This is a genomic window from Paraburkholderia atlantica (assembly GCF_009362785.1).
Classification (GTDB): domain Bacteria; phylum Pseudomonadota; class Gammaproteobacteria; order Burkholderiales; family Burkholderiaceae; genus Paraburkholderia; species Paraburkholderia atlantica.
In genome coordinates this window covers 1-26,999 of record NZ_WHNQ01000014.1, presented here as the reverse complement: position 1 = coordinate 26,999, position 26,999 = coordinate 1, and the positions used below count along the sequence as shown (strand labels likewise).

General features: G+C 65.5%; 27 protein-coding genes and 1 pseudogene. 13 read left to right on the top strand and 15 right to left on the bottom strand.

Annotated elements, in window-relative coordinates:
* Window positions 1-7: 7 nt before the first annotated feature.
* Window positions 8-583 carry a hypothetical protein gene (locus GCT19_RS20400; RefSeq protein WP_152852942.1) on the bottom strand — a complete coding sequence of 192 codons (576 nt, stop codon included), beginning with the start codon at window positions 581-583 and terminating at the stop codon, window positions 8-10.
* A 227-nt stretch (window positions 584-810) separates the two neighbouring features.
* On the opposite strand from GCT19_RS20400, the gene GCT19_RS20395 reads away from it, so the two are divergent.
* Window positions 811-1,086 carry a metal/formaldehyde-sensitive transcriptional repressor gene (locus GCT19_RS20395; protein WP_026228309.1) on the top strand — a complete coding sequence of 92 codons (276 nt, stop codon included), beginning with the start codon at window positions 811-813 and terminating at the stop codon, window positions 1,084-1,086.
* A 7-nt stretch (window positions 1,087-1,093) separates the two neighbouring features.
* Window positions 1,094-2,020, top strand: a complete 927-nt coding sequence (dmeF, locus tag GCT19_RS20390) for a CDF family Co(II)/Ni(II) efflux transporter DmeF (protein WP_152852941.1) — start codon at window positions 1,094-1,096, stop codon at window positions 2,018-2,020.
* Between the two features lie 147 nt (window positions 2,021-2,167).
* On the opposite strand, the gene pcaF is transcribed toward dmeF, so the two are convergent.
* From pcaF to GCT19_RS20355, 7 genes are all read right to left on the bottom strand, one after another.
* Window positions 2,168-3,370: a 3-oxoadipyl-CoA thiolase gene (pcaF, locus tag GCT19_RS20385; protein ID WP_013091318.1), complete on the bottom strand. Its 1,203-nt coding sequence runs from the start codon at window positions 3,368-3,370 to the stop codon at window positions 2,168-2,170.
* Window positions 3,371-3,737: 367 nt separating this feature from the next.
* Window positions 3,738-4,718, bottom strand: coding sequence for a D-erythronate dehydrogenase (denD, locus tag GCT19_RS20380; RefSeq protein WP_152852940.1), 981 nt, complete (start codon window positions 4,716-4,718; stop codon window positions 3,738-3,740).
* A 33-nt stretch (window positions 4,719-4,751) separates the two neighbouring features.
* Window positions 4,752-5,552 carry a 2-oxo-tetronate isomerase gene (gene otnI / locus GCT19_RS20375; protein ID WP_152852939.1) on the bottom strand — a complete coding sequence of 267 codons (801 nt, stop codon included), beginning with the start codon at window positions 5,550-5,552 and terminating at the stop codon, window positions 4,752-4,754.
* Between the two features lie 61 nt (window positions 5,553-5,613).
* Window positions 5,614-6,276 carry a 3-oxo-tetronate 4-phosphate decarboxylase gene (otnC, locus tag GCT19_RS20370; RefSeq protein ID WP_018433598.1) on the bottom strand — a complete coding sequence of 221 codons (663 nt, stop codon included), beginning with the start codon at window positions 6,274-6,276 and terminating at the stop codon, window positions 5,614-5,616.
* Complete coding sequence (gene otnK / locus GCT19_RS20365; protein ID WP_152852938.1) at window positions 6,273-7,601, bottom strand: 3-oxo-tetronate kinase; 1,329 nt, start codon at window positions 7,599-7,601, stop codon at window positions 6,273-6,275. Before otnK ends, otnC begins: the two co-directional genes overlap by 4 nt.
* Before the next feature lie 15 nt (window positions 7,602-7,616).
* A complete protein-coding gene (gene ltnD, locus GCT19_RS20360; protein WP_026228310.1) occupies window positions 7,617-8,507 on the bottom strand; it encodes an L-threonate dehydrogenase in 891 nt (296 codons plus the stop codon).
* A gap of 72 nt (window positions 8,508-8,579) precedes the next feature.
* The gene (locus GCT19_RS20355; RefSeq protein WP_013091312.1) at window positions 8,580-9,284 is read right to left on the bottom strand and encodes a FadR/GntR family transcriptional regulator; all 705 of its coding nucleotides are present in this window, start codon (window positions 9,282-9,284) and stop codon (window positions 8,580-8,582) included.
* 254 nt (window positions 9,285-9,538) lie between these two features.
* On the opposite strand from GCT19_RS20355, the gene GCT19_RS20350 reads away from it, so the two are divergent.
* The gene (locus GCT19_RS20350) at window positions 9,539-10,363 is read left to right on the top strand and encodes an IclR family transcriptional regulator (protein WP_013091311.1); all 825 of its coding nucleotides are present in this window, start codon (window positions 9,539-9,541) and stop codon (window positions 10,361-10,363) included.
* Window positions 10,364-10,464: 101 nt separating this feature from the next.
* On the opposite strand, the gene GCT19_RS20345 is transcribed toward GCT19_RS20350, so the two are convergent.
* Entirely contained in the window at window positions 10,465-11,655 is a 1,191-nt protein-coding gene (locus GCT19_RS20345) for a M20 aminoacylase family protein (RefSeq protein ID WP_152852937.1), read from the bottom strand.
* A 111-nt stretch (window positions 11,656-11,766) separates the two neighbouring features.
* Between GCT19_RS20345 and GCT19_RS20340 the strand changes: the two genes are divergently transcribed.
* Window positions 11,767-12,675, top strand: a complete 909-nt coding sequence (locus GCT19_RS20340; RefSeq protein ID WP_018433603.1) for a LysR family transcriptional regulator — start codon at window positions 11,767-11,769, stop codon at window positions 12,673-12,675.
* 15 nt (window positions 12,676-12,690) lie between these two features.
* Here GCT19_RS20340 and phnN read toward each other — a convergent pair whose 3' ends face one another.
* From phnN to phnF, 3 genes are read right to left on the bottom strand one after another with little or no spacing between them, the layout of a single operon-like run.
* Window positions 12,691-13,242 (bottom strand): phosphonate metabolism protein/1,5-bisphosphokinase (PRPP-forming) PhnN, encoded by a 552-nt coding sequence (gene phnN / locus GCT19_RS20335; protein ID WP_018433604.1) that lies wholly within the window; start codon window positions 13,240-13,242, stop codon window positions 12,691-12,693.
* The gene (locus GCT19_RS20330; protein WP_321576840.1) at window positions 13,239-14,003 is read right to left on the bottom strand and encodes a DUF1045 domain-containing protein; all 765 of its coding nucleotides are present in this window, start codon (window positions 14,001-14,003) and stop codon (window positions 13,239-13,241) included. The genes phnN and GCT19_RS20330 overlap by 4 nt, the downstream gene beginning before the upstream one ends.
* Complete coding sequence (phnF, locus tag GCT19_RS20325; protein WP_018433606.1) at window positions 14,000-14,758, bottom strand: phosphonate metabolism transcriptional regulator PhnF; 759 nt, start codon at window positions 14,756-14,758, stop codon at window positions 14,000-14,002. The genes GCT19_RS20330 and phnF overlap by 4 nt, the downstream gene beginning before the upstream one ends.
* 180 nt (window positions 14,759-14,938) lie before the next feature.
* Between phnF and phnG the strand changes: the two genes are divergently transcribed.
* Genes phnG through GCT19_RS20290 form a run of 7 tightly spaced genes read left to right on the top strand, consistent with a single transcriptional unit; the run spans window position 14,939 to window position 20,843 of the window.
* Window positions 14,939-15,445: a phosphonate C-P lyase system protein PhnG gene (phnG, locus tag GCT19_RS20320; RefSeq protein WP_152852936.1), complete on the top strand. Its 507-nt coding sequence runs from the start codon at window positions 14,939-14,941 to the stop codon at window positions 15,443-15,445.
* Window positions 15,445-16,056 (top strand): phosphonate C-P lyase system protein PhnH, encoded by a 612-nt coding sequence (gene phnH, locus GCT19_RS20315; RefSeq protein WP_152852935.1) that lies wholly within the window; start codon window positions 15,445-15,447, stop codon window positions 16,054-16,056. Before phnG ends, phnH begins: the two co-directional genes overlap by 1 nt.
* Window positions 16,056-17,192, top strand: a complete 1,137-nt coding sequence (locus GCT19_RS20310; RefSeq protein WP_018433609.1) for a carbon-phosphorus lyase complex subunit PhnI — start codon at window positions 16,056-16,058, stop codon at window positions 17,190-17,192. Before phnH ends, GCT19_RS20310 begins: the two co-directional genes overlap by 1 nt.
* Window positions 17,189-18,121 carry an alpha-D-ribose 1-methylphosphonate 5-phosphate C-P-lyase PhnJ gene (locus GCT19_RS20305; RefSeq protein ID WP_152852934.1) on the top strand — a complete coding sequence of 311 codons (933 nt, stop codon included), beginning with the start codon at window positions 17,189-17,191 and terminating at the stop codon, window positions 18,119-18,121. Before GCT19_RS20310 ends, GCT19_RS20305 begins: the two co-directional genes overlap by 4 nt.
* Complete coding sequence (gene phnK / locus GCT19_RS20300) at window positions 18,118-18,888, top strand: phosphonate C-P lyase system protein PhnK (RefSeq protein ID WP_018433611.1); 771 nt, start codon at window positions 18,118-18,120, stop codon at window positions 18,886-18,888. The genes GCT19_RS20305 and phnK overlap by 4 nt, the downstream gene beginning before the upstream one ends.
* Before the next feature lie 8 nt (window positions 18,889-18,896).
* On the top strand, window positions 18,897-19,673 hold the full coding sequence (phnL, locus tag GCT19_RS20295) for a phosphonate C-P lyase system protein PhnL (protein WP_013091300.1): 777 nt from the start codon (window positions 18,897-18,899) through the stop codon (window positions 19,671-19,673).
* Window positions 19,674-19,709: 36 nt separating this feature from the next.
* On the top strand, window positions 19,710-20,843 hold the full coding sequence (locus GCT19_RS20290) for an alpha-D-ribose 1-methylphosphonate 5-triphosphate diphosphatase (RefSeq protein ID WP_152852933.1): 1,134 nt from the start codon (window positions 19,710-19,712) through the stop codon (window positions 20,841-20,843).
* A gap of 89 nt (window positions 20,844-20,932) precedes the next feature.
* Here the strand turns inward: GCT19_RS20290 and GCT19_RS20285 are convergent, their stop codons facing one another.
* Both GCT19_RS20285 and GCT19_RS20280 read right to left on the bottom strand, forming a co-directional pair.
* Window positions 20,933-22,756: a GGDEF domain-containing protein gene (locus GCT19_RS20285; protein ID WP_152852932.1), complete on the bottom strand. Its 1,824-nt coding sequence runs from the start codon at window positions 22,754-22,756 to the stop codon at window positions 20,933-20,935.
* Window positions 22,756-23,799, bottom strand: coding sequence for an extracellular solute-binding protein (locus tag GCT19_RS20280; RefSeq protein WP_018433615.1), 1,044 nt, complete (start codon window positions 23,797-23,799; stop codon window positions 22,756-22,758). The genes GCT19_RS20285 and GCT19_RS20280 overlap by 1 nt, the downstream gene beginning before the upstream one ends.
* Window positions 23,800-24,637: 838 nt before the next feature.
* Between GCT19_RS20280 and GCT19_RS20275 the strand changes: the two genes are divergently transcribed.
* Window positions 24,638-25,420 carry an ABC transporter substrate-binding protein gene (locus tag GCT19_RS20275; protein ID WP_013091296.1) on the top strand — a complete coding sequence of 261 codons (783 nt, stop codon included), beginning with the start codon at window positions 24,638-24,640 and terminating at the stop codon, window positions 25,418-25,420.
* A gap of 266 nt (window positions 25,421-25,686) precedes the next feature.
* Window positions 25,687-26,802, top strand: coding sequence for a succinylglutamate desuccinylase/aspartoacylase family protein (locus tag GCT19_RS20270; RefSeq protein ID WP_152852931.1), 1,116 nt, complete (start codon window positions 25,687-25,689; stop codon window positions 26,800-26,802).
* 14 nt (window positions 26,803-26,816) lie between these two features.
* Here the strand turns inward: GCT19_RS20270 and GCT19_RS20265 are convergent.
* Window positions 26,817-26,999: pseudogene (locus GCT19_RS20265) on the bottom strand (succinylglutamate desuccinylase); the annotation flags it as partial.

Here is a 26,999-nt window from a genome sequence, read left to right as displayed (position 1 = left end):
CAGCCGCTCACCGGCCCACTGGCGTCACCTGCACCGCAGCGGCCGACACGAACACCGCATGCAAGGTATCGCCGACCTTCACGTCGCTCAGGTCGACGTCGGGCGCCGCCTGAAACGTCTGTGTCTGATAGGCGCCGCGCAGCGTCACGAGGCGCTGTTTGTGATCGATCTTCAGCACGGTCGCCAGCACCTCGGTCTGTCGCGCCGATTCGTAACCGCCCGACGCCGGCGCATAGCTCTGCTTGTCGGCCCGCTCGCGAATCCCCTTGCCCGCGCCGCTGACCTTTTCCGCCTTCGTGAGCAGCGCATTCTTGTAGAGCACGTCGACGCGATCGCCGATCTTCAGTTGATCGAAGCCAGCGACCTGCTGACTGACGAGCACGATCGCGACGTTGCCGCCCGATCCCTTCAGCGTCAGCGAGCGGTTGCCCGCATCGATGCCCACGATCTGCGCCGTCATATGCACCGGCTGCGCCGCGCTGAGCACCGCCTGGGCGGTGCTCGCCATGTCGTCCTGCGCGCATGCCAGCGAGGCCGCCGCCGCCGCGATGACCAATGCTGTGGCTTTCGTCGCTGTTTTCATCCGCGTTCTCCTCGTACAAGGTATCAAGATGGCTCGACGGTCGGTAATGCGCGTCGCGCGCGATCGCTTCGTGCTACGCAGCATTCGTGCCCGGCGTTATGAACTCGGCGTCTACAGACAGTATGGCGCGAACGATTTGCCGATGTTGCATCGGCATGGCCGCCGTCAGCCACCGAAAACGCGATCTCGGTACCGTGCTATCATCCATACCCCTAGGGGGTATAGCTATGTCACATCTGAGCACACACAAGGATGACTTATTGAAGCGCGTTCGCCGCATCGCGGGCCAGGTTCAGGCTATCGAGCGTTCGCTGGAGTCGGACGCCGATTGCGAAAAGGTCCTGCATCTGGTGGCCGCGACCCGCGGCGCAATGAACGGCCTGCTCGACGAAATCGTCGAGGCGCACGCGCGCGAGCATGTCGCGCATCCGGACCTGACGGCCAGCCAGCGCAAGAAGGGAGTGGACGCATTGGTCGGAGCGATCCGCCGATATTCGAAGTAGGTTTCGTATGACTGACAATCTGATCCGCAAGCACGAGCACTCTTTTCTCGGCAGCTCGCACGACGAAAACGCCCGCCGGACCCACTCCGTCGTCGCGCTTACCGTTGTCATGATGATCGGCGAGATCGCCGCCGGTTACATGACCGGCTCGATGGCGCTGCTCGCCGATGGCTTCCACATGGCGACGCACGCCGGCGCACTCGGCATCGCGGCGCTCGCGTACGCGTTCGCGAGACGCAACTCGGCCAACCGCGCTTTCAGTTTCGGGACGGGAAAAGTGGGCGAGCTTGCCGGCTTCGCTTCGGCGTTGATTCTCGCGCTGGTGTCGCTTGGCATCGGTATCGAATCGGCGGTCCGGCTCGTTCATCCCACCGGTGTCGCGTTCGGACAGGCCGCGGTGATTGCGGCGATCGGACTGGTCGTGAACATCGTCAGCGCGTTGCTGCTATCGGGCGGCCATGCGCACCATGGGCCTCACGATCACGACCATCATCACCACCATCACGGCCATGCGCACGGGTCCGACAACAACCTGCGTTCCGCCTACGTTCACGTGCTCGCCGATGCGCTAACCTCGGTGCTGGCGATCGTGGCCCTGCTGGCCGGCCGCTATCTCGGGTGGGTCTGGCTGGACCCGCTGATGGGAATCGTCGGATCGATCGTCATCGCGCGCTGGGCATGGACGCTGATGCGCGACACGGCCGGCGTGCTGCTGGACAAAACCGATGAGCACGTTGCCGGCGAAATCCGCGAAATCCTCGATTCGCACGGCGACGCCGAGATCGCCGACCTGCACGTCTGGCAGATCGGCCCGGAGGCGCGAGCGGCGATCGTCAGCGTGCGCACGCATGGCGGCGTCACGGCCGATACGATCCGCGCGCGGCTCGCGCCGGTGCATGAGGTCATGCATCTGACCGTCGAAGCGGCGTCATAACGGTTTCGCCCGGCGCAACACGGCGCAAGCAAAACAAAGGGCCGGCGTGTCTCGATGACACGCCGGCCCTTCTGCCTTTTACTATCCAGCTTGCGCGGAGACCCGCGCAGCGCGAGAACCGAACCTCGCGCTAAACCCGCTTACACATCACACGCGCTCGATCGCAATCGCGATGCCCTGGCCGACGCCGATACACATCGTGCACAGCGCGAAGCGGCCCTGCGTGCGTTGCAGTTGATACGTCGCGGTGGTCACCAGACGCGCGCCGCTCATGCCGAGCGGGTGGCCGAGCGCGATCGCGCCGCCGTTCGGGTTCACGCGGGGATCGTCGTCGGCGACGCCGAGCGCGCGCAGCACGGCGATACCTTGGGAGGCGAACGCTTCGTTCAGCTCGATCACGTCGAACTGGTCGATCGTCATGCCCAGACGCGCGAGCAGTTTCTGCGTGGCCGGTGCCGGGCCGATACCCATCACGCGCGGCTCGACGCCTGCCGTCGCCACGCCGAGCACGCGGGCGCGCGGCGTCAGGCCGAAGCGCTTCGCGGTTTCTTCGTTGGCGAGCAGCAACGCGGCCGCGCCGTCGTTCACGCCCGATGCATTGCCGGCCGTCACCGTGCCGTCCGGACGCACGACGCCCTTCAGCTTCGCGAGCGCTTCGAGGCTCGTTTCGCGCGGATGTTCGTCCTGCGTGACCGTGATCGGATCACCCTTCTTCTGCGCGATCGTCACGCCGACGATTTCCTGCGCAAGCGTGCCGTCGCGTTGCGCGCGCGCGGCCTTCTGCTGGCTGCGCAGCGCGAACGCGTCCTGATCGGCGCGGCTGATGTTGTAGTCGGTCGCGACGTTTTCGCCGGTTTCCGGCATCGAGTCGACGCCGTACAGCTTCTTCATCAGCGGGTTCACGAAACGCCAGCCGATCGTCGTGTCGTAGACCTCGTTCTGACGCGTGAACGCGCTGGTCGCCTTGGGCATCACGAACGGCGCACGGCTCATGCTTTCGACGCCGCCGGCGATCATCAGCGCGGCTTCGCCCGACTTGATCGCGCGCGCGGCGATGCCGACCGCATCCATGCCCGAGCCGCACAGACGATTGACCGTCGAGCCCGGCACGTCCTTCGGCAAGCCCGCGAGCAGCAGCGACATGCGCGCGACGTTGCGGTTGTCTTCACCGGCCTGGTTCGCGCAGCCGTAGATCACGTCGTCGATCGCGCTCCAGTCGACGTTCTTGTTGCGCTCCATCAGCGCCTTGAGCGGCACTGCGCCCAGGTCGTCGGCACGCACCGACGACAGCGAACCCGCATAGCGGCCAATGGGGGTGCGAATCGCATCGCACAGGAATGCTTCGGTCATGGGATGTCTCCAGTTGAGATGCTGCGTGCGCTGCGCCGCGTCGCGGCTGGCCTTGCACCGGTGACGCCGGTTCGATGCGCCGAGGCATCGGCCGGGGGCAATGGCCGCGCGCGGGAAGCTGCAAAACGGCAGCGGCGTGGCGGCCGATACGTCAAGGCAGCTTAGCGCAGGATCGTGAACGATGGGCTTGGGAGTGACGACCGTTACGGCTGTTGCGCCTTCCTTGCCCGCCCTTATGTTCTATATACGAACACAAGGTCATATATCGAACAAAACAGGCTCGATAATAGGCGTGGGCGTCAAAGCGTGTCAAGCACGGCCGCAGCCGTGCCAGGCGACACCAGGGAATACGCGGAGGGGGTGATCTTCAGCGAACTTCGATGCCTTCATCGGCGATGTAACCGCGGATCACGTCCGCGAAACTGCGCTCGGCGGCGAGCCCGAGCCGTTCGGCGCGCGACGTATCCCACGCGCCGGGCCAACTGCCGACGATCTTCTCGATGCGCTCGTCCGGCTGCTGCACGATGCGGCCCGCGACCTTTTCGCCCGCGACCTCGCGCAGTGCCGCGATCATTTCGTCGACGCTGACCGACAGGCCCGGCAGATTCACCGCGCGCTGCTTGTCGAGCGCGGCGCCATCGAGTTCGAGACCGGCGATCAGACTGTCGATCGCCTTGCGCGGCGACAGCAGCCACAGCCGCGTCGAGCCGGCGACCGGACACACAGCCTCCTCGCCATTGAGCGGCTCGCGGATGATGCCGCTCGCAAACGACGACGCCGCCGCATTCGGCCGCCCCGGCCGCACGCTGATGGTCGGCAGCCGCAGCACGCGGCCGTCGACGAAACCGCGCCGCGAATAATCGTTGAGCAGCAGTTCCGCGATCGCCTTCTGCGCGCCATACGACGACTGCGGATTCAGCGCGGTGTCGTCCTGCACGACCGCGGGCAGATCGCCACCGTACACCGCGACCGAACTGGTGAACACGACGCGCGGTTGATGCCCGCGCTGTCGGCAGACTTCGAGCAGCAGCCGCGACGCATCGAGATTGATGCGCATGCCGAGATCGAAGTCCGCCTCGGCCTGGCCGCTGACGATCGCAGCGAGATGAAAGATCGCCGAGGTTTGATCGTCGATCACGCGTTCGAGCACGCTGCGTTCCGCGATATCGCCGACTTCGGTGCGCACGCGCGCATCGCCGAAATCGTGGGCGCGCACGACGTCGAGCAGCACCAGCCCGGTGATCGTTTGCGGTGCGCCGTGCGCATCCTTCAGCACGCCGCGTGAGAGCAGTTCGCGCGCGAGACGCTGGCCGAGAAAACCGGCGCCGCCGGTGATCAGTACTTTCATGGTTACGTGTCCGTCAATGGTTGTCGGAAAGAGTCAGCGCGGCGCATCGAGATAAGGCTTCAGCCATCCAAGTCCTGCCGAGGTACCCGCGCGCGGCCGGTATTCGCAGCCGATGTAGCCGTCGTAGCCGAGCGCATCGATCAGATCGAACAGGTACGGATAGTTCAGCTCGCCGATGTCCGGCTCATGCCGTTCGGGTACGCCCGCAACCTGGATGTGACCAATGCCGGCCATATCGCGCTTGAGCTTCATCGCGAGATCGCCCTCGACGATCTGGCAGTGATAGCAATCGAACTGCACCTTCAGATTCGGCGCGCCGACTTCGGCGCAGATCGCTTGCGCGTCGTCCTGTCGATTGAGGAAATAGCCGGGCATGTCGCGCGTATTGATCGGTTCGATGACGACCGTGATCTGTTCGGCCTGTGCGGCTCGTGCGGCATAGGCGAGGTTGTTCAGATACACGTCGCGTTGCGTTTTGCGCTGCGTTTCGCCCGCTCGATCGCCGGCGATCAACCCCGCCATCACATGCAGCTTGCGATTGCCGAGCACGCGCGCGTACTCGAGTGCCGTATCGATGCTGCGGCGGAACTCGTCCTCGCGCCCCGGCAGCGACGCAAGACCGCGCTCGCCGCCGCTCCAGTCGCCCGGTGGCGCATTGAACAGCGCCTGAGTCAAACCGTGCGCGTCGAGCCGCGACTTCAGCTCGCCGGCGCGGAACTCGTAGGGAAACAGGAATTCCACCGCGTTGAAACCGTCGCGCGAGGCGGCGGCGAAGCGGTCGAGGAACGCGTGCTCGTTGTACATCATCGACAGATTGGCGGCGAAGCGAGGCATGGCGACAGCTCCTTTAAGACAGTGCGATACGATGCGTAGCGTTGATCAGCAATGCGCGCTGCTACCAGCGCGCGCCGAACGCGGCACGGAGTTCTTCGAGCGCGGCCGCGTCGAGCGGCGCGGGCCGCGGATTCGTCATCAGCCACAGGCGCGCGGTCTCCTCGAGTTCTTCGAGCGCATACGATGCGTGCGCGACGGAGCGCTCCCACACCACCGGCCCCAGACGTTCGAGCAGCACCGCGCGCACGCGATCGGCCAGCTGTGCGATCTGCGCGGCCACTTGCGGATCGCCGGGACGTTGATAGCGAATCAGCGGTACGTGGCCCACTTTCATCACGTAGTACGGCGTGATCGGCGGCAACACGTCGGCTTCGCTCCATACGCCCGCGAGCGTCAATGCGACCAGATGCGTCGAATGGGTATGGACGATGCCGCGCGCCTCGCCGTTGCGCGCGTAGATAGCGCGATGCAGCGCGAGCGTTTTCGACGGCTTGCCGCCCGACATCGCGTGGCCGTTTGCGTCGACCTTCGCGATATCGGCCGGATCGAGGCGGCCGAGACAGGCGTCGGTCGGTGTGATCAGCCAGCCATCGTCGAGCCGCGCGCTGATGTTGCCGGCGCTGCCGACCGTATAGCCGCGCTGATACAGACTCGCGCCGACCGCGCAGATTTCCTCGCGCACGCGCGCTTCGGCGGAGCTGTGGAGTGCCGGTGCGCCGCTCATTGCGCGGCTCCGTCGAGATGGCGCAGCGCCTTGTCGAAAAAGTCCGTGGTGCCGAAATTGCCGGATTTCAGCGCGAGTGCGAGCGGTTCGGCTTCGGTCGTCACCGTGGCCGGCACGCCCGGATCGATCTGCGCGCCGATGCGCAGCATATGCACGTCGAGCGCCTGCACGACCGCGCCCGAGGTCTCCCCGCCCGCGACGACGAACTTGCGCACGCCTAGCTCGCGCAGGCCGCGCGCAATCGATGCCAACGTCTTCTCGACCAGATGCCCGGCCTCGTTGACGCCGAGTTCGCGCTGCACCGCCTGCACTTCGTCGGGCGATGCAGTCGCGTAGATCAGCACCGGCTCCGCATGCACGAAGCGCTGTTGCGCAAACTCGAGCGCTTCGGCGACGACGTCCTCGCCGCGCGCCGCCGCGAGCGGATCGATGCGGAACGCGGGCCGCGTCGCGCACCAGGCGGCGACCTGCGCGTTGGTCGCCTTCGACGCACTGCCCGCGAGCACCGCCGACAAACCTTCTACGCGCGGCAATTGCGCGGCATGAGTTTGCTCGCCGAGCAGACCCGCGCGCCGGAAGTTGGCCGGCAAGCCGAGCGCGACACCGGAGCCGCCGGTGATCAGCGCGAGGTCCGCGCAGGCCGCGCCGAGTGTGTGCAGATCGGCGTCGGACACCGCATCGGCAATCGCGATGCGCACGCCGTCGGCGCGCAGCGCTTCGAATGCGGCGCGCACGGCCGCGTCGCCTTGCGCAACCTGGTCGTAACGCACGAGCCTGACCTTCGATTGTGTTTGCCGCTGTAGCACGCGCACGAGGTTCGCGTCGCGCATCGGCGTCAGCGGATGGTTCTCCATGCCCGACTCGTCGAGCAACGCATCGCCGACGAACAGGTGGCCGCGGAAAATCGTGCGGCCGTTCTCGGGAAACGCGGGACACGCGATCGTGAACGACGCGCGCTCAGCGAACTCGGCGGACAGCGCGTTCAGCAACGCATCGGTTACCGGGCCGATGTTGCCCGCATCGGTCGAATCGAAGGTCGAGCAGTACTTGAAGAAGAATTGCCGGCAGCCTTGCGCGCGCAGCCAGGCGAGTGCGGCCAGCGATTGCGCGACCGCGTCGGCGGCGGGGATCGTGCGCGACTTCAGCGCGACGACGAGTGCGTCGGCGTCGAGCGCATCGGCGCCCGGCGCTTCGTTGGAGGTGGGCACGCCGATCGTCTGCACCGTGCGCATGCCGCCGCGCACCAGCATGTTGGCGAGATCGGTGGCGCCGGTGAAATCGTCGGCGATGCAGCCGAGCAGTGCGGGTTTCGTTTGAGCCGTCATGAGCACGCCCTCGCTTTATTGCTTCGCCGGCAATTCGATGCCGGGGAAAATCTTCACGACAGCCGAGTCGTCCTCACCGCCGTGGCCCGCCGTCGACGCCATCATGAACATCTGATGCGCGGCCGCCGACAGCGGCAGCGGAAACTTCGTGCGACGCGCGGTATCGAGCACGAGGCCCAAGTCCTTCACGAAAATATCGACCGCAGACAGCGGCGTGTAATCGCCCGCGAGAATATGCGGCACGCGGTTCTCGAACATCCATGAATTGCCCGCGCTGTGCGTGATCACGTCGTACAGCGCGTCAGGGTCGACGCCTTCGCGCAGGCCGAGCGCCATTGCCTCGGCGGCCACCGCGATATGCACGCCGGCCAGCAACTGGTTGATGATCTTCACCTTCGAGCCCGCGCCATGCGCGGCGCCGAGCCGATACACGTTGCCGGCGATCGCGGCGAGCACGTCTTCGCATGCGGCGTAGGCGGCTGCGGGACCGGACGTCATCATCGTCATCTCGCCCGAGGCCGCGCGCGCCGCGCCGCCCGATACCGGCGCATCGAGCATCTGCAGACCAGCCGCCTCGACGCGCCTGCCGAGATCGCTTGCGAACTCCGGCGCGACCGTGGCACTCGCTATCACGACGCCGCCCGGCTTCATCGCCGCGAGCGCGCCGTGCTCACCGAACAGCACGGCCTCGGTTTGCGCGGCATTGACGACCAGCGTGATCACGACCTCGCACTGCGCGCCGAGCTCAGCGGGCGTCGCACAGCCGACACCGCCTTCAGCGACGAACGCCTGCAGCACGTCGCGCCGCAAGTCGCACGCGTGCACCTTGAAGCCTGCTCGCAACAGCGAGCGCGCGACGCCGAGCCCCATGGCCCCCAAACCGATGACACCGACATTTCTCGACATGCGTGACCTCTATGGATTGGTGCTGCATTGGTGCGTTCGCGCGCGGCGGAATCACCGCGCGCCTGCTGCGCGTCAGGCGATGCCCGCCTCGGCAAGCCGCCGCGCCGCGTTGTACAGATGCGTCTGCGCGGCATTGCGCGCCGCCATCGGATCGCCGGCGCGAATCGCCGCGGCGATTGCCGCGTGCTCCTCGCGCACCTGCCGCGAGAAGTCCTCGCGCAGCGCCTCGTTGCGGCGCGTGACGACCGTGCCCGCTTCGAGGTACTGATTGAGGAACGTCAGCGTCTTCAGGAAATACGGATTGCCCGTCGCCGCCGCGATCGCGCGATGAAACGCGACGTCTTCGGCGACGCCGTCTTCGCCATTGGCGACCGCGCGCTCGATCTGAGCGAGCGCGGCGTCGATCGCGGCCATGTCGGCATCGCTGCGACGCATCGCGGCTTCGGACGCGACCTCCGCCTCGATCGCGCGGCGCAGCGCGAGGATCTGCACGACCGAGCCCGGCTCGACGGCTTCCGCGTAGTCGATCCGCAGCGGGCGGATCGTGCCGTGCCCAGCGACGAACACGCCACTGCCCTGGCGCGGCTCGACCACCCCCTCGTTCTTTAGCCGCGACAGCGCCTCGCGAATCACGGTGCGGCTCACGCCGAACTGTTGCGCGAGCACGGCCTCGGTCGGCAGCTTGGCGCCGCGCGCGAAGGTGCCCTTGTCGATCTGCTTCAGCAGTTGCTGCGCGACGGTGTCACTCAAAGCGCGCGAGGGAATCTTGTCGAACATGGTGGATCGATTGGATCGATGGAATCGGGTGCCGCTAACTGGTCATGTTATGTGGTCATCATACAAATTTTGAGACGCGAATCGCATCCACGCAAACCCTGGGTTTTTTGCACGAATCGGCGTTATTTGGCGAAATAGAAGGCTTAAGCTATCGTCTCGCCTTTGCGCCGTAACGCAAAACGCAGCGCCGCATCGAAACGAAGGCGCGTCGCGTGTCCTCCGCGCGCACTCTTTTGCAACCACGATCAAGGTCCATGAGCAAAGCCCTGCCGCCGTCTTCCGTCGCGCCCGCCAACGTCGAACCGGCCCCGGAGAAACCGGGCGACTCGTACGTGCAGTCTTTCGCGCGGGGCCTCGCGGTTATCCGCGCGTTCGACGCGACGCGCCCCGAACAGACGCTCACCGACGTCGCCGCGGCGACCGGCCTCACGCGCGCCGGCGCACGCCGGATTCTGCTGACGCTGCAAACGCTGGGCTACGTGGAAGCCGAGGGTCGCCTGTTCCGTCTGACGCCGAAGATTCTCGACCTCGGCTTCGCGTACCTGACCTCGATGCCGTTCTGGAATCTCGCCGAACCGGTGATGGAGAGCCTGTCGGCACAGGTGCACGAAAGCTGCTCGGCGGCCGTGCTCGATCGCACCGAGATCGTCTACGTGCTGCGCGTGCCGACTCACAAGATCATGACGATCAACCTGTCGATCGGCAGCCGCCTGCCTGCGTACTGCACATCGATGGGCCGCGTGCTGCTCGCCTCGCTCGACGAGGAAACGCTCGACGCGACGCTGAACTCGTCGCCGCTCTATGCGCACACGCCGCGCACCATCACCGACAAGGAAGAGTTGAAGAAGGTGATCGAGCAGGTGCGTCGCCAGGGGTGGGCGATCGTCGATCAGGAGCTCGAAGGCGGTTTGATCTCGCTGTCAGCGCCGATTCGCAATCGCCAGGGCCGCGTGATTGCAGCGATGAACATCAGCGGCAACGCGCAGCGCAATTCCGCCAAACAGATGGTGAAGGCGTTTCTGGAGCCGCTGCAGCAAGCCGCGCAGACGGTCTCGGAGATGGTCGCGCGGCGCGGCTGACGCATGCGGCTACCTGGCCGACCGGCGTCGCGGTTCTGGCCGTGCGGGTATCAGCCACCGAGCGCGCGTTTGCTGCGCGCTGCGGCATTTACTCTTATCGCTCACTGCGCGAGATAGCGCTCCACCAGCCGCGCCCAGAACGCCGCGCCGATCGGCAGGCTGCGGTCGTTGAAGTCGTAGTGCGGGTTGTGCACCATGCAGCCGTCCTCGCCGACGCCGTTGCCAATGCGCAGAAACGTGCCCGGCCGCTTCTGCAGCATGAATGCGAAGTCCTCGCTGCCCATCAGGATGTCGGTCTGCTCGACCACCTTGTCGTCGCCGACCAGCTCGCGCGCGACCTGCACCGCGAAATCCGTTTCGGCGTCCGTGTTGATGACGACCGGATACCCTTCGATGTACTCCACGTGCGCCTTGCCGCCATAGCTCGCGGCCTGCGACTCGGCCAGCTCCGTGATGCGCTGCTTCAGCAACTCACGCACTTCCGGGCTGAACGAGCGCACGCTCAGTTCGAGCCGTGCGCTGCTCGAAATCACGTTGTTCGCGGTGCCCGCATGCATCGAGCCCACCGTCACCACCGCCGGCTGCGACGGATCGACATTGCGCGCGACGATCGTCTGCAGCGCCATCACGATGCTCGCGGCGATCACGACCGGATCGACGGTCAGATGCGGACGCGCCGCATGGCCGCCGACGCCTTCGATCGTGATGGTCGCCTTGTCCCCCGCCGACATGAACGGCCCCTTGCGAAACAGCAGCATGCCGGGCTCCGCGCCCGGATGGTTGTGCAAGCCGAACACGGCGTCGCACGGGAAGCGCTCGAACAGGCCGTCGTTGATCATCTTCAGCGCGCCGCTGTCGACGCCGCTTTCTTCGGCCGGCTGGAAATACAGATGCACGGTGCCCGAGAAATTGCGCGTGGCCGCGAGACGTTGCGCGGCACCGAGCAGGATCGTCGTGTGACCATCATGGCCACACGCGTGCATCTTGCCGTGGGTGCCGCTCGCGTACGGTAAGCCCGTCTGTTCGAGGATCGGCAGCGCGTCCATGTCCGCGCGAATGCCGATGCTGCGCTTACCGTCGCCCACTTTCAGCGTGCCGACCACGCCGGTCTTGCCGACCCCGCGCGTGACCTGCCAGCCCCACTGTTCGAGTTTTTCCGCGACGAGCGCCGCAGTCCGCACTTCCTCGTATGCGAGCTCGGGATGGCGGTGAATGTGATGGCGAATCTCGCGCAGGCTCGCGGCGGCAGGTTCCAGATCGGACACTTCGGTCAAACGCGGGGTCTCGTTCATAGTTTGCATGGCTCCAGTGAGTAGCCTCGCACTATATCCATGCCGTTTTGTTCGAATAAGATGCTATTTTTTTTACCCTGATTAACAGCTCTTATATACGGGGTTACCCTGATGAAACCGCAGCAGTTGCAGGCTTTCGTCGCCGCCGCGCATCACCGCAGTCTGCGCGCCGCCGCGCGTGAGCTCGGCGTCACGCAGCCGGCCGTCACGCATACGATTCGCGAGCTGGAAAGCGCGCTCAATGCGGAGCTGATGGTGCGCAGCGTGCGCGGCATCGAGCTAACCGCATGCGGGCTCGCGCTGTTGCCGCGAGCCGAGCAGTTGCTAGGCGACATGCGCCGCACCGTCGAGGCCGTCGAGCAGGTGAAGGGGGAGCTGGCCGGCAAGGTCAGCGTCGGCACGATGCCATCGCTCGCGCTGACGGTGCTGCCGCATGCGGTATCGAGCTTTCGCGAGAAGATGCCGCTCGTGAGTCTGCATCTGGAGGAAGTGACGGTGCCCGATGCGCTCGCGCGTCTGCGCAACGGCACACTCGATCTCGCGGCGATCCATCACGTTCTGGCATTGGATAACGATCTGGTGCAGGTGCCGCTGTACTCGACGCAGTTCGTCGTCACGATGCGCGCCGGGCATCCGCTCGCGAACGTCACGCGTCTGTCCGAGCTGCTCGACGCCGAGTGGATCGTCACGGTCGGCGCCGATCACTTCCCGCACAGCGTGATGATGGCGATGTTCAGCACGCATGGTCTGCCGCTGCCGAAGCGGCTGCTGCGCGCGCCGTCGTCGTTTGCGGTGACGCTCGGCCTCGTATCGCAGACCGACGTGATCAGCTGCTTCACGCGGCCGCTTGCGCAGCGGGTCGCGCCGCTCGGCATTTGCGTCGCGCAGATCGAAGACGCGCTGCCGAACTACGATCTGAGCATCATCTCGCGACGCGATCTGCTGCCGACGCCGGCCGTTCAGCAGTTCGTCGCATGTTTGCGGCAGGTCACGCGGGAGCGGATGGGAGGCGTGCAGTAAGGCCGCGTGGCTGCGTTACACGCTCACCTGCTCCTTGAGCACCGTGATCAACGCGTGCCCCGCTTCTTCGAGCGTGCCGGAGTTATCGATCGTCGTGCAGCGCACGCCGGCCGGCAACGCAAACGGCGCGCGCCGCGCGAGCCGTGCCGCGACCTGCTCCGACGATTCGCGCGCCCGCGCGCCGAGCCGCGCTTCGAGAATATGCGGCGCGGCGCTCACGTGCACCACTTCAGCGCGTGGATAGCGCGCGAGCGCACGCTGCAGGTACTGCCGCGAGCCGTTGACGACCACCGTGCAGCCGCGCGCCAGCCACGCATCGAGTTCGATGCCGATGCCATAGCGCAGCGAATGGCTCGACCATTCGAGCGCGAACAGGCCCAGCACCGAGCGCGCGGCGAACTCCTCGACGCTCAGTGCGACATGCACTTCGCCATGGCCGCTCGGCCGCGTGATGTAACGATGCGCGAACACGACCGGCTCGCCGGCGAGCCGTGTGCGCGCGAACTGCAGCAGCGAATCCTTGCCTGCGCCAGACGGCCCCATCACATAGATCAAACGCCCAGTCATTGGCTGCTTACCTCGTCTTGCTGCTCGTCGCTGCGATCGCCGTGTTGCGCGCCGTCGCTAAACGGCAGTGGCTGCCACAGCACGAACGGCTCGCCTGGCGCCGGCTCGACGAACAGCGCGGCCTGATCGACAGCCAGCGGCCCGAGCGCGGGCGTGCGCTCACGCCACCATGCGAGCAGCGTCGCGCGCTCGTCGGCATCGGCGAGCGAACTGGACAGCGTCATATGAAAACGGAACTCTTCGAACACGTACGGATAGCCCCATTGCAGCAGCAACGCACGCTGCCGTTCGCTGAGCGGCGCGGCGAGCCGGCGCTCGAGATCGGCCGCAGACGGTCGCGCGCGCAGCCCGTCTAGCGACTCCAGCGCGTTCGACGCGAGCTCGCAAATGCGCGTCTCGCCATCGGCATCGGCCGGTCGCAATGCGACGAAGTCGCCCAGCGTGGCCGCTTCCACCGGCAACGCGAACGGCTGCTGCGCGAGCGCCCACGCGCGCGCGCCCGCAAGCACATCTTGCTGTGTGACGCCGGCGCCGAGCCGGAACGGGGCGATCAGCGTGCCATGCCAGCCATAGCGGCGCGGCGAGTCGGTCAACGCGGCGAGCGGGCGCGTCAGGCCAGGCGGCTGCGGCTGCGCGCAGCGCTCGCCGCTTCGCGCATCGCGGCCGAGCCATGTCGAGCCGGCCTGCCACCACGCCGATTCACACGACGGCGCGTAGTACAGCGCAAAGCGCGCGTCGTCACTCCATGCGGGGCCACTCACAGGTCATGCTCCACGAGCAGTTGCACGCGGTCGGCCGCGAAATGCGTGAAGCCGTATTTGACCGGCGCGCCTTGCAGATCGACGTCGACGTTCTCGACCCATAGCACCGGCTGCTGACGGTTGATGTTGAGCCGCCGCGCGACCTCAGGCTCGGGCAGTACGCTGCCGATGCGGCTCCACTTGCGCAGATAATCGTCCACGCCGAATTCGGCCAGCGCCTTCGTCGTACCGCCGAGGCGTTGCACGACCTCCGGCAGCTCCGGAAAACGCGCGGCCGGAAACCAGCTGCGCGCGAACGTAAGCGGCACGCCGTCTGACTCGTTCAGCGATTCGATCCGATAGACTGCCGCGCCCGCGCGCAGACCCAGTGCCTTCGCGACGCTGGGCTCGGCTTTCACACGCGCGCCCGACAGCATCGTGCCGCCGGGCGAGTGATGTTGTTGACGCAGGTTTTCGGTGAAACGCGTGCGACGGCCGATCGAATAGTCGATCGCGCCAGGCTGCACGAACGTGCCGCGCCCCTGCTCGACGCTGACGAGGCCGAGCGCTGCGAGGCCGAGCATCGCGCGACGCACCGTGTGACGGTTGACGTCGAAGCGCTTCGCCAGCTCACCCTCGCTCGGCAGCCGCCCTTCTTCCCCGAATCCGCTCGCCGCGATCTCGGCGGCGAGAATCTGTTCGATCTGTCTCCAGACGGCCACGCCCGCGCCGCGTTCGAGCATCGTGGCCGGCGGCGCGCTGTCGTTCGATGTCATGGTGCTGTCATTCCCTTCGGTTCAAATGATCGCCATGTCGTGCATTGTAGTGCGCAAGCCATGATGGAAATATGAAACGTCCGCCGCGCACCACAGTCCAGACAACTACGCCTGTAAACGTCTAGACGTTTAGATGAATAGATGCTCCAATGTCCACTCGCTGGATCGACAGGAAATCCGATGAGCCCGAGTTCCGTTCCGCCCTCTGCGCCGTTGCCCGCCGTGTCTTCGGCGGCGCGGCGCGCCTGGATGGCCGTGCTGGCCCGCACGCCGCGCGCCGACCTCGAAGCGGCGCTGCAGCGCGCGCTGCAAGATCAATCTATCCCCGCCTATGACTGGCTTCGCCCCCCTGAAATCGGCCTCGCGATGGTGCGGGGGCGCATCGGCGGCAGCGGCGATCCTTTCAATCTCGGCGAAGCGACGGTCACGCGCGCCACGCTGCGTCTGCATGCCAGCGGCGAAGCCGAGGCCACCGTCGGCGTCGCCTGCCATCTGGGACGTGACCGCCGTCGCGCCGAACTTGCGGCGCTCGCCGATGCGTTGCTACAGATGCCCGAGCATCACGACAGCCTGCATCGTCAATTGATCGAGCCGTTCGCCGCGCAACAGAAGGCACGGCGCGAGCAACAGCAGCAGGACGCCGCGGCGACGCGCGTCGAATTCTTCACGATGGTGCGAGGCGACTGATGGAACATTCACCGATTGCGTTGTCCACGCTGACGCCGGGTTTCGCGGACCCGGTCCACGACACCCAGGCCGTGTTTCGCATGCTGCTCGACGCGTTGTCGCGCCCCGGCACGATCGGCGTGATTCGTGACGTGCTGCCCGAGTTGCGCAACACGCCGGTCGAACCCGCCGCCTTCGCTGCGCTGCTGACGCTTTGCGACTACGCGACACCGGTCTGGCTCGCGCAGCCTGATACGGCGCTCGCGTCGGCGGTGCGTTTTCATACCGGCGCGCCGCTCGTCGATGCGCCCGGCGACGCCGCCTTCGTCTATGTGCACGATGCCGACGCATTGCCGTCGCTCGAAAGCTTCGCGCCCGGCAGCGCCGAGTCGCCCGAGCAATCGGCCACGCTGCTGATCCGCGTCGACGCGCTGACGGGCGGCGCACCGGTCACGCTGAGCGGCCCCGGCATTCTGGACACTCAAACGATTTCGCCGGTCGGTCTTCCCGCGCGGTTCTGGCAAGAACGCGCGATGCTCGCGCCGCTGTTTCCATGCGGCATCGACTGTTATCTGGTGTGCGGCCCCCGCGTGATCGGCCTGCCGCGCACAACTGAAGCGAAGGTGAACTGATGTACGTTGCCGTCAAAGGTGGAGAGCGCGCGATCGAAGCGTCGTGGCGCCTGCTCGACAAAGCGCGCCGCGGCGATAAGCAGATCGCCGAACTGAGCGTCGCGCAGATTCGCGAGCAGTTGCGGCTCGCGGTCGCGCGTGTGATGACCGAAGGCTCGGTCTACGACGAGGAGCTTGCCGCGCTCGCAATCAAGCAGGCGGCCGGCGATCTGGTCGAGGCGATCTTCCTGCTGCGCGCGTATCGCACCACGTTGCCGCGCTTCGGCTATACGCGCGCCATCGATACCGAAACGATGCAGGTCGAGCGGCGCATCTCGGCAACCTTCAAGGACGTGCCCGGCGGCCAGCTGCTCGGCGCGACCTACGACTACACGCAGCGTCTGCTCGATTTCGCGTTGCTCGCCGATGGCGACGACACGCGGCAGTACGTGACGCGAGGCCATGCGCCGGTTTCGCAAGAACCGCCCGCGCCGGAAGCGATGCCGCGCGTCGTGTCGCTGCTCGACAAGGAAGGGCTGATCGAACAGGAGCGCCCAACACCGGATGGCGCGGAACCCGGCGATCTGTCGCGCGAACCGCTGGCGTTTCCGGCGAGCCGCGCGACGCGTCTGCAAAACCTCGCGCGTGGCGACGAAGGCTTTCTGCTCGCAATGGGCTATGCGACGCAACGCGGCTACGCGCACTCGCATCCGTTCGCGGGCGAGATCCGCTTCGGCACGATCGCGGTCGAAATGGACCTCGACGAACTCGGCGAAGCGGTCGACATCGGCGATATCGACGTTACCGAATGCCAGATGATCAACCAGTTCGCGGGCAGCAGCGCGGTGCCGCCCACCTTCACGCAGGGCTATGGTCTCGCGTTCGGCCACTCGGAGCGCAAGGCGATGGCGATGGCGCTGGTCGATCGCGCACTGCGGGCAGAAGAACTCGGCGAGACGCTCGCGTCGCCGACGCAGGACATCGAATTCATGCTGTCGCATAGCGATAACGTCGAGGCGTCGGGCTTCGTGCAGCACCTGAAGCTGCCGCATTACGTCGACTTCCAGGCGGAGCTGGAACTGGTGCGGCGCTTGCGCGCGCAGCACCACAGCATCGATGAATCAGGCAACGCCACCGACAAGGAGCAAGCAGCATGAACGCGCCCGACACCGCCGTTGCAAACACGTCATACGACAGCGCCGCACACGGCTACAACTTCGCGTATCTCGACGAGCAGACCAAGCGCATGCTGCGCCGCGCGCTGCTGAAGGCAGTCGCCGTGCCGGGCTACCAGGTGCCGTTCGCATCGCGCGAAATGCCTTTGCCGTACGGCTGGGGTACCGGCGGCATCCAGGTGACGGCCGCGATCATCGGCAAGACGGACACGCTGAAGGTCATCGATCAGGGCTCCGACGAAACCACCAATGCCGTCAATATCCGCCGCTTCTTCGCGCGCACCACGGGCGTGGCAACCACCCGGCACACGAGCGAGGCGACGATCATCCAGACGCGGCACCGGATTCCCGAAACGCCGCTGACCGAGCAGCAGATCCTCGTCTATCAGGTGCCGATGCCCGAGCCGCTGTTCCGGCTCGAACCGCGCGTCGCCGAATGCAAGAAGCTGCATGCGCTCGCCGATTACGGGCTGATCAGCGTGAAGCTGTACGAGGACATCGTGCATCACGGCAGCATCGCGACCACGTACGACTATCCGGTGATCGTCAATCATCGCTATCTGACGTCGCCGTCGCCGATCCCGAAGTTCGACAATCCGAAGATGCATATGAACGCCGCGCTGCAACTGTTCGGCGCGGGCCGCGAGCGCCGCATTCACGCGATTCCGCCTTATACGCCGGTGCGCAGTCTCGACTTCGACGATCATCCGTTCGAAGTGCAGAAGTGGCAGCACGCGTGCGCGTTGTGCGGATCGAAGGAAAGCTTTCTCGACGAGATGATCGTCGACGACGCCGGCACGCGCATGTTCGTTTGCTCGGATAGCGACTACTGTCACGAGCGGCGCGGCGACGGCGAGATCGAACCGCAAGCAGCGCTGCCCCACGCCACGCGCGAAGGAGAATCCGCATGACGCCGCTTCTGAGCGCCCGCGCGCTCACCAAACAATATGGCGGCCGCAACGGTTGCCGCAACGTGAGCTTCGATCTGTATCCGGGCGAAGTGCTGTGCATCGTCGGCGAATCGGGCTCGGGCAAGACCACGCTGCTCAACACGCTGGCGCTGAAGACCGAGGCCGATAGCGGCTCGCTGCACTACACCGCGTCGCACGGCGATTCACTCGATCTGCGCGCGCTGTCGGAGCCGCGCCGCCGTCTGCTGATGCGCACCGAATGGGGCTTCGTGCAGCAGAATCCGCGCGACGGCCTGCGCAGCGGCGTATCGGCCGGCGCCAATATCGGCGAGCCATTGATGGCGGTCGGCGCGCGCCACTACGGCGAGATTCGCCGCACGGCCACGCAATGGATGGAGCGCGTCGAACTCGACCCAATGCGCATCGACGAATTCCCCGCCGCCTTTTCGGGCGGTATGCAGCAACGTCTGCAGATTGCGCGCAATCTCGTCACCGGTCCGCGTCTGGTGTTCATGGACGAACCGACCGCCGGTCTCGACGTGTCCGTGCAGGCGCGTCTGCTCGATCTGCTGCGCACGCTGACCTCGACGCTGCATCTGTCGGTGCTGATCGTCACGCACGATATCGGCGTCGCGCGTCTGCTCGCGCATCGGCTGATGGTGATGCAGGCGGGCGAAGTCGTCGAAGCGGGTCTGACCGACCAGGTGCTCGACGATCCGCAGCACCCTTATACGCAAACGCTGGTTTCCTCGGTTCTGCCGGTTTGAGGCTCACAATGCAATCCACTGCAGTAGTAACTGATGCGGGCAGCGCTGCACGTCACGGCGAGCGCGCTTTCGCCGACAACGCGGCGCTGATGCTGCGCGCCACCGGCATCGGCAAGACTTTCACGCTGCACGGCCAGGGCGGTGCGCGGATCGACGCGCTCGCGAACGTATCGCTCGAAGTCGAGCGCGGTGAATGCGTGGTGCTGGTCGGGCCGTCGGGCGCGGGCAAAAGCACGCTGCTGCGCTGTCTGTACGGCAACTATCTGGCGAGCACCGGCTCGATCGCGATTCGCGACACCAGCGATCAGGGCCGGCCCGTCACGATCACGGGCGCCGAACCGCGGGACGTGCTGCGTCTGCGCCGAAGCGTAGTCGGCTATGTGAGCCAGTTTTTGCGCGTGATTCCGCGCGTGCCGACGCTTGCGCTCGTCGCCGAGCCGCTGGTGCTGCACGGCATCGCGGAACCCGAAGCAAATGCGCGCGCCGCTGAATTGCTCGCGCGGCTCAACGTGCCGGAACGTCTGTGGTCGCTCGCTCCCGCGACGTTTTCGGGCGGCGAGCAGCAGCGCGTGAACATTGCGCGAGGTTTGATCGCCGAACATCCGCTGTTGCTGCTCGACGAACCGACTGCTTCTCTCGATGCCGAAAACCGCGACGTTGTGGCCGATCTGATCGTCGAGGCGCGCGAGCGCGGCGCCGCGATCGTTGGTATCTTTCACGACGAAGAGACTCGCAACAAGGTCGCGACGCGCCGCCTGGAACTGCGGCCGCCGCTGCGCCACTAAATTGACACCAGTCCCGACTGACTACGGAGCAAGTCGATGTTGATCAGCAACGCTCGCATCGTGACGCGAGATGAAGAATTCATTGGCACCGTGCGCGTGGAAGACGGCGTGATTCGCGACGTCGAACGCGGCGCGAGTTCGGCGCGCAACGCCGAAGACTGGGACGGCGATTATCTGCTGCCCGGTCTGATCGAACTGCATACGGATAATCTCGAGAAGCACCTCGTGCCGCGTCCCGGCGTCGAATGGAATACCGACGCGGCCTTCGTCATCCACGACGCGCAGGTGGCCGCCGCCGGCATCACGACGGTATTCGACGCGCTCGCGATCGGCTCGCGCTCCAGCGTTGGGCTGCGTAACCGCCACGTGCAAACGCAATGCGCCGAGTCGCTGCTGCGGCTGTCCACGCGTCGACTGCTGCGCGCCGAGCACTTTCTGCATCTGCGCTGCGAGATCGCGACCGCCGACGTGCTCGAGGTATTCGATTCGCTGTGCGCGCATCCGCTGTTGCGGCTCGCGTCGGTGATGGACCATACGCCGGGGCAGCGCCAATGGCACGATCGCGAGCAATGGCGCCGCTTCCAGGAGCGCAACGGCAAGATGAGCGACGAGCGTGTCGCGAGCACGCTCGCCGAACTCGCGGTCGAACAGGAGCGTTACGCGGACGAGCATCGCCGCGAGATCGTCGCGCGGTGCCGGCGCCTCGGCATTCCGGTCGCGAGCCACGACGACACGCTGATCGAGCACGTCGAACAGGCGAAGGCCGAGGGCATCGTGCTGGCTGAATTCCCAACCACGCGCATCGCCGCGCAGGCCGCGCGCGAGCACGGCATCGCGACCATCATGGGCGCACCGAACATCGTGAGGGGCGGCTCGCATTCGGGCAACGTGTCGGCGCTCGAACTCGCGCGCGCCGATCTGCTCGATATTCTGTCGTCGGATTACGTGCCGTCGAGCCTGCTGACCGCGGTGTTCGATCTCGTCGAAAAAGCGGGCTGGTCGCTGCCGCGCGCGATGGCAACGGTCTCGGCCGAACCGGCGCGCACCGCAGGTCTCACGGACCGCGGCGCGATCGAGCCGGGCTTGCGTGCGGACCTCGTGCGCGTGACGATGCTCGACAGGCTGCCGGTGCCGCGCTCGACTTATCGCGGCGGGGTGCGGATCGTCTGAGTGGGCTGTCAGGTTGCAGCAAAAAGGGCGCACGCGGCGCAATCGCGGCGTGGCAATAGAAAACGCTCAGCGGCGCGGATAACACCGCATCACGCGGTGGGCTCCGCCTCGCGCCCCTCGGTCGCATCGCGCGCGGCGTGCGCCTGGGCAAGCCGGGCCTGCTCGGCCTGTTCGTAGAGCCGCATGGCAAGCAGATCCTGATAGCGCAGATACGCGAAACGGCCACCCGATTTCGCCGCATACATCGCGGCATCGGCGTTCAGCAGCAGTTCCTCGGCATTGCCGCTGTCGTGCGGGAACTCGCTGATGCCGATGCTCGCGCCGACCGTCATGCTATTGCCGTCGACGCTCAGCGTTTTGTTCAGCGCATCCATGATGCGCTCGGCGATTTCGGGCGTGACCTCGGCCGCGCGCCGCCCTTCGATCAGCACGATGAATTCGTCGCCGCCGAGCCGCGCGACCACGTCCCCGGCATACAGCACGTCCTTCAGACGGCGCGCGACCGCGACCAGCACCTTGTCGCCAACGGAGTGACCGAACTGATCGTTGATCTGCTTGAAGCGGTCGAGGTCGACGAACAGCACCGCTAGGCCTTCGCGGCGGAACCTTGCCTCCTCGATCGCGTTCTCGAGCTTCTGCATGAACAGCATGCGGTTCGGCAAGCCGGTCAGCACGTCGTGCGAGGCCAGATGCACGAGCTCGCTTTGCTTGCTGTGCAGCGCATCCATCTGCGCGTGGATTTCACGACGCAAACGCTCGAAGCAGCGCGCGAGCACGCCGATTTCGTCGGTGCGTTTGAGCGGCAACGTGTGCATCGCGTGCTCGGCGAACAGATGCGTCGCCGCATGCGCGAGCAGATGAAGCGGCTTGGTCAGCGCCCGCGCGAACAGAATTGCCAGCAGTAGCGACAAAGCGCTGAACACCAGCACCATGCGGATAATCCGCGTGCCGAGCTGATTGGCGCCGCTCAGCACGTCCTCGAGCGGCTTCGCGAGACCGAGCACGATGAAGCGATTGCCCTCCGAACCGCCGAACGGCCGCCGCACGAACGCGAGCACGCGCCCTTCCGCCTCATCGGGCCTCGCGAGACCGTTGACGCGCACTTCGCTCTGCCGCTGCTCGAACAGCTGCCTCGTGACCGGAAAGCTGTCCTGCATCAGCACGCGCCGGCCGCGGTCGAAACCGAAGGTCTTCGACGCGTCAGGATGAACCAGGAAGTCGCCCCACTCGTTCGCCAGATAGACCTGATAGTCGCTCGGCAGATCGCTCTGCAAACGCCGCAGCATGCCGGCCAGATCGATGTCGATGACGACGACGCCGACCACCGTGCCGCGCGCATCCGCGATCGGCGTGCCGAGACGCAGCGTCGGCCTGCCTTGCGCCGCATGCGTGCCGTATTCGTGATTGACCGAAATCGGCGATGTGTAGATGCGGCCCGGCGAAAACGCGAGCGTTTCGAATACGTAGGGAAACTGAGCTTTTTCCTGCAGATCGTCGCCCTGTACACGCACGAGACCGTCGCTGTCGCGATCGAATCGGATCAGCTCGAGCCCGTGATGCTGCCGCGTGATCAGCCGCACCTGCAGATACTCCGGGTGGTGCAGCATGAAGCTCGAATACACCTGCGCGAGCCGCTCGCGGCCGAGGTTCGAGCCTATGCCGTCGTCGGTCTGCGCGACGCTCACCGAAGACGGCATCGTCGCGAGCACCAGCGCGTCCGCCGCGACGTCGTCGATCGATACGGCAATGCGCTGGCCGAGCAGCTCCGTCGAAGTCTGCAGGCTGTGCTCCGCTTCGTTGACCAGCATCGTGCGGTTCGCGCGATACGCGTAATAGCCGGTCGCGCCCGACGCCAGCACGCCGATGCACGCGAGCAGCACGGATAGCTTGAAGGTCAGGCCGCGATGCAGCATCAGAAGCGCTCCGAACGGTCGCCCGACACGATGCGCGTCCACAACTGCTCACGGCGGTCGATATCCTCGACCGGACTGATCCAGACGATGTGCGCGTTGGGGTTGCCTTCGGCCGGCTCGGTCAGCGTATTCGCGAGGCCCTGGCGCTGTGTCAGCAACGCGCTCACGCTCGGCTCGAGCATGTAGTTGATCCACGCGAGCGCGAGCGGCTGGTCGCTCGCCGCGCGCGTCATCGACCAGCAGTCGAGCCACGCGAGCGCGCCTTCGTCCGGAATCACGTAGCCGACGTCGGCGCCCGCGCGCCGCAGCAACTGCACCTGCTGCGTGCCGTAGTTGCCGAACATCAGCGCGACCTTGTGCTGGATGAAGAAAGCGGTCGCCTCCTCGGGCAGCGTGTAGTAGGTCAGCAGATTGCGGCGCAGATCGACGAGCTTGTGCGCGATCGTGCGCATCTGCGCGGGGTCGAGCTGAAACGGATGCGGATAGCCGAGCGCGAGCGCGGTAAACGAGAAATTGTGCTGCGCGCTATTGAAGTCGAGCACCTTGCCACGATAGCGCGGGTTCCACAGTTCGAGCATCGAATGCGGCGCCACCGGAATCTGCTTGCGATCGTAGATGAGGCCCATCGACGAATAGGTGAACGGAATCGCGTACACCTTGCCCGCCGACGTCAGGCCGCCGATCGAGCCGAGCGCCTGGAAACGCGGCAACTGCTTCTTCGTATTGGGCAGACTCGCGAGATCGAGCGGCGCGAGCAGATTAGCCTGCGTATAGCGGCGGATTTCGGCGGTGTTGGCGGCGAGTACGTCGAACGGCGGCGCGCCCTTGCTGTGCATCTGCGCCCACAGTGCTTCGTCGGAATCGACGAGCGTGACCTCGACCTTCGCGCCGTAGCGCGCTTCGAACGCCTTCACGACATCCGGGTCCGCGTAGCCGGGCCATGCGAGTACGTGCAGCAGTTTGTCGGCGGCCGCGGCGGGCGTGGCCACGGCGAAACCCGCGCTCAGCAGTGCGCCGGTCAGAACGCGCAACGCGCGGGGCAAAACGTCGCACCAAAATCCCGATACGCCAATCGATGTAAATCCCGATGTAATTCTCGACAAAAAGCCAACAAAAAAACGGCGCTGCAATAATGCCGCGCGAACCCGCGCGCCGACGCTCGCGATTTGTCGCTTTAACGTCTGTTTGCAACAGCCTGTTTGATTCGCCGTGAACGACATCGTGCGCATGAATAACACCGTTGTGCAGAAAGGCCTTTTGATCTTGCGCAAACGCGCGGCATTTGAATCCTGACGGCTGTCCGACGATTTCCTTCGGTGCGATCCGCGCCTGCGCGGGCGGTCGGCGTCCTACGCAGGGAGCATCGATGATAGCGCCAAAAGCCTTGGTTTTTGCACAGGTTCGAAACGGCCGCGCAAAAATATCGACGCTGGTAATAACGTGTAAGCCAATGGTCTCGAGACCGCTGTTAAATAACGGCAAATTCAGCTGCGAGCTTTAACGATGCGTCCACGTTTCAAACCCGCGTTTCAAACTGGTTGTCGGTGAACTCGCGAGAAAACCGTCGTAAAAACCAGTCGAATACGCTCGCCGGCCCACCGTATTACCGCTCGCGTATTACACCTGCGTTACGCAAACCCCACCAACGGTGTACGATCCGGTCACATCGGCTGGGGCGAAAGCGTCGCTCTAGAGGGCCTCCTCCTGCGCCATCCGGTGTTTTACTAGCTTCCCAATATTTTTGAACTGATAAGCTTGGCGCGCGTTGCAGGCCACCCCGGCTTGCATCCTGACCAGAAGCCCGTTTGCGAGTCGCGCCGGGCGTCCCAAGGCGGCACAACCGCCGAGGGCGAAATTGAACTACACCGAGGAGTACAAATAGTGAAAAAACTGCTAGCGGCTTTGACGGTTGCCTTGATCGCCACCGTCTCCATTGGCGCACACGCTAAAGATTGGTCGACGATCCGTTTTGGCGTTGATGCCAGCTATCCCCCGTTCGAGTCGAAAGGCGCGGACGGCAAGCTCGTTGGCTTCGATATCGACCTCGGCAACGAAATTTGCAAGCGCGTCGGTGCGAAGTGCGTGTGGGTGGAAAACGACTTCGACGGCATGATCCCGGCACTGAAGGCGAAGAAGTTCGACGGCGTGCTGTCGTCGATGTCGATGACGCCGCAACGCGCCGAACAGGTCGCCTTCTCGTCGAAGCTGTTCAACACGCCGACGCGCCTCGTCGCGAAACAGGGCTCGGGCATCCTGCCGACCGCTGAATCGCTGAAGGGCAAGTCGGTTGGCGTCGAACAGGGCACGATCCAGGAAACCTACGCGAAGACCTACTGGGAGCCGAAGGGCGCGAAAGTCGTGCCGTATCAGAACCAGGACCAGGTCTACGCCGACCTGATCTCGGGCCGTCTCGACGCAGCGCTGCAAGATGCGGTGCAGGCTGAGCAGGGCTTCCTGAAGACGCCGCGCGGTGCAGGCTTCGCGTTCGTCGGCCAGAACCTCGACGATCCGAAGATCCTCGGCAACGGCGCTGGCATCGGCATGCGCAAGGAAGACACCGATCTGAAGGCGAAGGTCGACAAGGCGATCGCCGACATGATCAAGGACGGCACCTACAAGAAGATCGAGAAGAAGTACTTCGACTTCGACGTGTACGGCAGCTAAATCGCCCACGCGCGCCGCACGGCGCGCCGGCAGCTTGTCCGAAACGGGCTCCGCGACGCGGAGCCCGTTTTGTTTTGCGGCTCCACATCTAGCCACATGAAGCCACATGGTGCGGCATATCGGCTAAGATCGTGCAACACGCGGTCGCCGGGAGACAGGTGGCCGCAGTCCGCGCACGCGGACCTCGCGCGCAGCCAGCGCGCATTTTTCCCCTTGCAATCAATTACCTAGCGCGGCTGCTCCAAACGGGCCGCGAAGCCAAAACCATGCAAACCCAGACCCATCCGTTGATTGCCCCGTCGCTTGGTACCGCCCGTGAACTGACGAGTTTCCACTATGGTCCCGGCGGCGGCCAGAAAATCTATATTCAGTCGTCGCTGCACGCGGACGAACTGCCCGGCATGCTGGTGTCGTGGTCGCTGCGCCGCAAGCTGGCCGCGCTCGAAGCCGCGGGCAAGCTGCGCGGCGAAGTCGTGGTCGTGCCGGTGCCGAATCCGATCGGCCTGAACCAGCATCTGCTCGGCCAGATGCTCGGGCGCTTCGAAACCGGCAGCGCGCAGAACTTCAACCGCAACTTCTACGACCTCGCGGAACTCGTGCTGCCGATCATCGAGTCGCGTCTGACCGGCGACATCGATGAGAATCGCGCCGCCATCCGCACGGCGATGCGCGAAGCGCTCGACGCGCAGCAGCCGACCACCGAACTCGGCTCGCAACGCCTCGCGCTGCAAAAACTCTCGTACGACGCCGACGTGGTGCTCGATCTGCATTGCGACTGGGAAGCCGCGATGCACCTGTATACGAATCCGGACCTGTGGCCCGAGGTCGAGCCGCTCGCGCGCTACATCGATGCGAAGGCGTCGCTGCTCGCGCTGAACTCGGTCGGCAATCCGTTCGACGAGATCCACAGCTTCTGCTGGTCGGATTTGCGCGGCCGTTTCGGCGAGCGCTTCCCGATCCCGAACGGCGGCATCTCGGTCACGATCGAACTGCGCGGCCAGCGCGACGTGTCGCACGAGTACGCGGAAAAGGACGCGCAGGCGATCATCGAGTATCTGACCTTGCGCGGCGTGGTCGACGGCGAGCCGGCGCCGCTGCCGCCGCTCGAATTCGCGGCCACGCCGCTCGCGGGCGCCGAGCCGCTCGTCGCGCCGATCAGCGGCGTGCTCGTGTATCGCTGCCCGGTCGGCACGTGGGTGGACGCGGGCCAGGAAATCGCGGACATCGTCGATCCGTTGACGGACCGCGTCGTCACGATCAAAAACACCGTGGCCGGCGTGCTGTACGCGCGGCATCTGGCGCGTTTCGCGACGGCCGGCCTCGAGTTCGCGCGCATCGCCGGCGCAACGCCGTTCCGCAGCGGCTCGTTGCTGAGCAACTGACAACTGACGCCAACGCCGCTGCGGAACGGCGTTGCGCCGGCGATGCGCGCGAACTCGAGGCCGGCCGTCGCGAAACGCGCCAGATGCCGCGCGTACAGCACGCCGGCCACGGTGTTTTTGATCGTGACGACGCGGTCCGTCAACGGATCGACGATGTCCGCGATTTCCTGGCCCGCGTCCACCCACGTGCCGACCGG

Bases quoted from the DNA above. Each gene is read 5' to 3' on its own strand.
- otnC (WP_018433598.1), bottom strand. From the start codon at position 6,276: ATGAGCGGCGCACCGGCACTCCACAGCTCCGCCGAAGCGCGCGTGCGC.
- GCT19_RS20345 (WP_152852937.1), bottom strand. From the start codon at position 11,655: ATGAACGAGACCCCGCGTTTGACCGAAGTGTCCGATCTGGAACCTGCC.
- dmeF (WP_152852941.1), top strand. From the start codon at position 1,094: ATGACTGACAATCTGATCCGCAAGCACGAGCACTCTTTTCTCGGCAGC.
- GCT19_RS20310 (WP_018433609.1), top strand. From the start codon at position 16,056: ATGTACGTTGCCGTCAAAGGTGGAGAGCGCGCGATCGAAGCGTCGTGG.
- phnL (WP_013091300.1), top strand. From the start codon at position 18,897: ATGCAATCCACTGCAGTAGTAACTGATGCGGGCAGCGCTGCACGTCAC.
- GCT19_RS20340 (WP_018433603.1), top strand. From the start codon at position 11,767: ATGAAACCGCAGCAGTTGCAGGCTTTCGTCGCCGCCGCGCATCACCGC.
- GCT19_RS20355 (WP_013091312.1), bottom strand. From the start codon at position 9,284: ATGTTCGACAAGATTCCCTCGCGCGCTTTGAGTGACACCGTCGCGCAG.
- phnG (WP_152852936.1), top strand. From the start codon at position 14,939: ATGAGCCCGAGTTCCGTTCCGCCCTCTGCGCCGTTGCCCGCCGTGTCT.
- phnH (WP_152852935.1), top strand. From the start codon at position 15,445: ATGGAACATTCACCGATTGCGTTGTCCACGCTGACGCCGGGTTTCGCG.
- phnK (WP_018433611.1), top strand. From the start codon at position 18,118: ATGACGCCGCTTCTGAGCGCCCGCGCGCTCACCAAACAATATGGCGGC.
- GCT19_RS20395 (WP_026228309.1), top strand. From the start codon at position 811: ATGTCACATCTGAGCACACACAAGGATGACTTATTGAAGCGCGTTCGC.
- otnI (WP_152852939.1), bottom strand. From the start codon at position 5,552: ATGCCTCGCTTCGCCGCCAATCTGTCGATGATGTACAACGAGCACGCG.
- GCT19_RS20305 (WP_152852934.1), top strand. From the start codon at position 17,189: ATGAACGCGCCCGACACCGCCGTTGCAAACACGTCATACGACAGCGCC.
- ltnD (WP_026228310.1), bottom strand. From the start codon at position 8,507: ATGTCGAGAAATGTCGGTGTCATCGGTTTGGGGGCCATGGGGCTCGGC.
- GCT19_RS20270 (WP_152852931.1), top strand. From the start codon at position 25,687: ATGCAAACCCAGACCCATCCGTTGATTGCCCCGTCGCTTGGTACCGCC.
- phnN (WP_018433604.1), bottom strand. From the start codon at position 13,242: ATGACTGGGCGTTTGATCTATGTGATGGGGCCGTCTGGCGCAGGCAAG.
- phnF (WP_018433606.1), bottom strand. From the start codon at position 14,758: ATGACATCGAACGACAGCGCGCCGCCGGCCACGATGCTCGAACGCGGC.
- GCT19_RS20285 (WP_152852932.1), bottom strand. From the start codon at position 22,756: ATGCTGCATCGCGGCCTGACCTTCAAGCTATCCGTGCTGCTCGCGTGC.
- denD (WP_152852940.1), bottom strand. From the start codon at position 4,718: ATGAAAGTACTGATCACCGGCGGCGCCGGTTTTCTCGGCCAGCGTCTC.
- pcaF (WP_013091318.1), bottom strand. From the start codon at position 3,370: ATGACCGAAGCATTCCTGTGCGATGCGATTCGCACCCCCATTGGCCGC.
- otnK (WP_152852938.1), bottom strand. From the start codon at position 7,601: ATGACGGCTCAAACGAAACCCGCACTGCTCGGCTGCATCGCCGACGAT.
- GCT19_RS20350 (WP_013091311.1), top strand. From the start codon at position 9,539: ATGAGCAAAGCCCTGCCGCCGTCTTCCGTCGCGCCCGCCAACGTCGAA.
- GCT19_RS20400 (WP_152852942.1), bottom strand. From the start codon at position 583: ATGAAAACAGCGACGAAAGCCACAGCATTGGTCATCGCGGCGGCGGCG.
- GCT19_RS20290 (WP_152852933.1), top strand. From the start codon at position 19,710: ATGTTGATCAGCAACGCTCGCATCGTGACGCGAGATGAAGAATTCATT.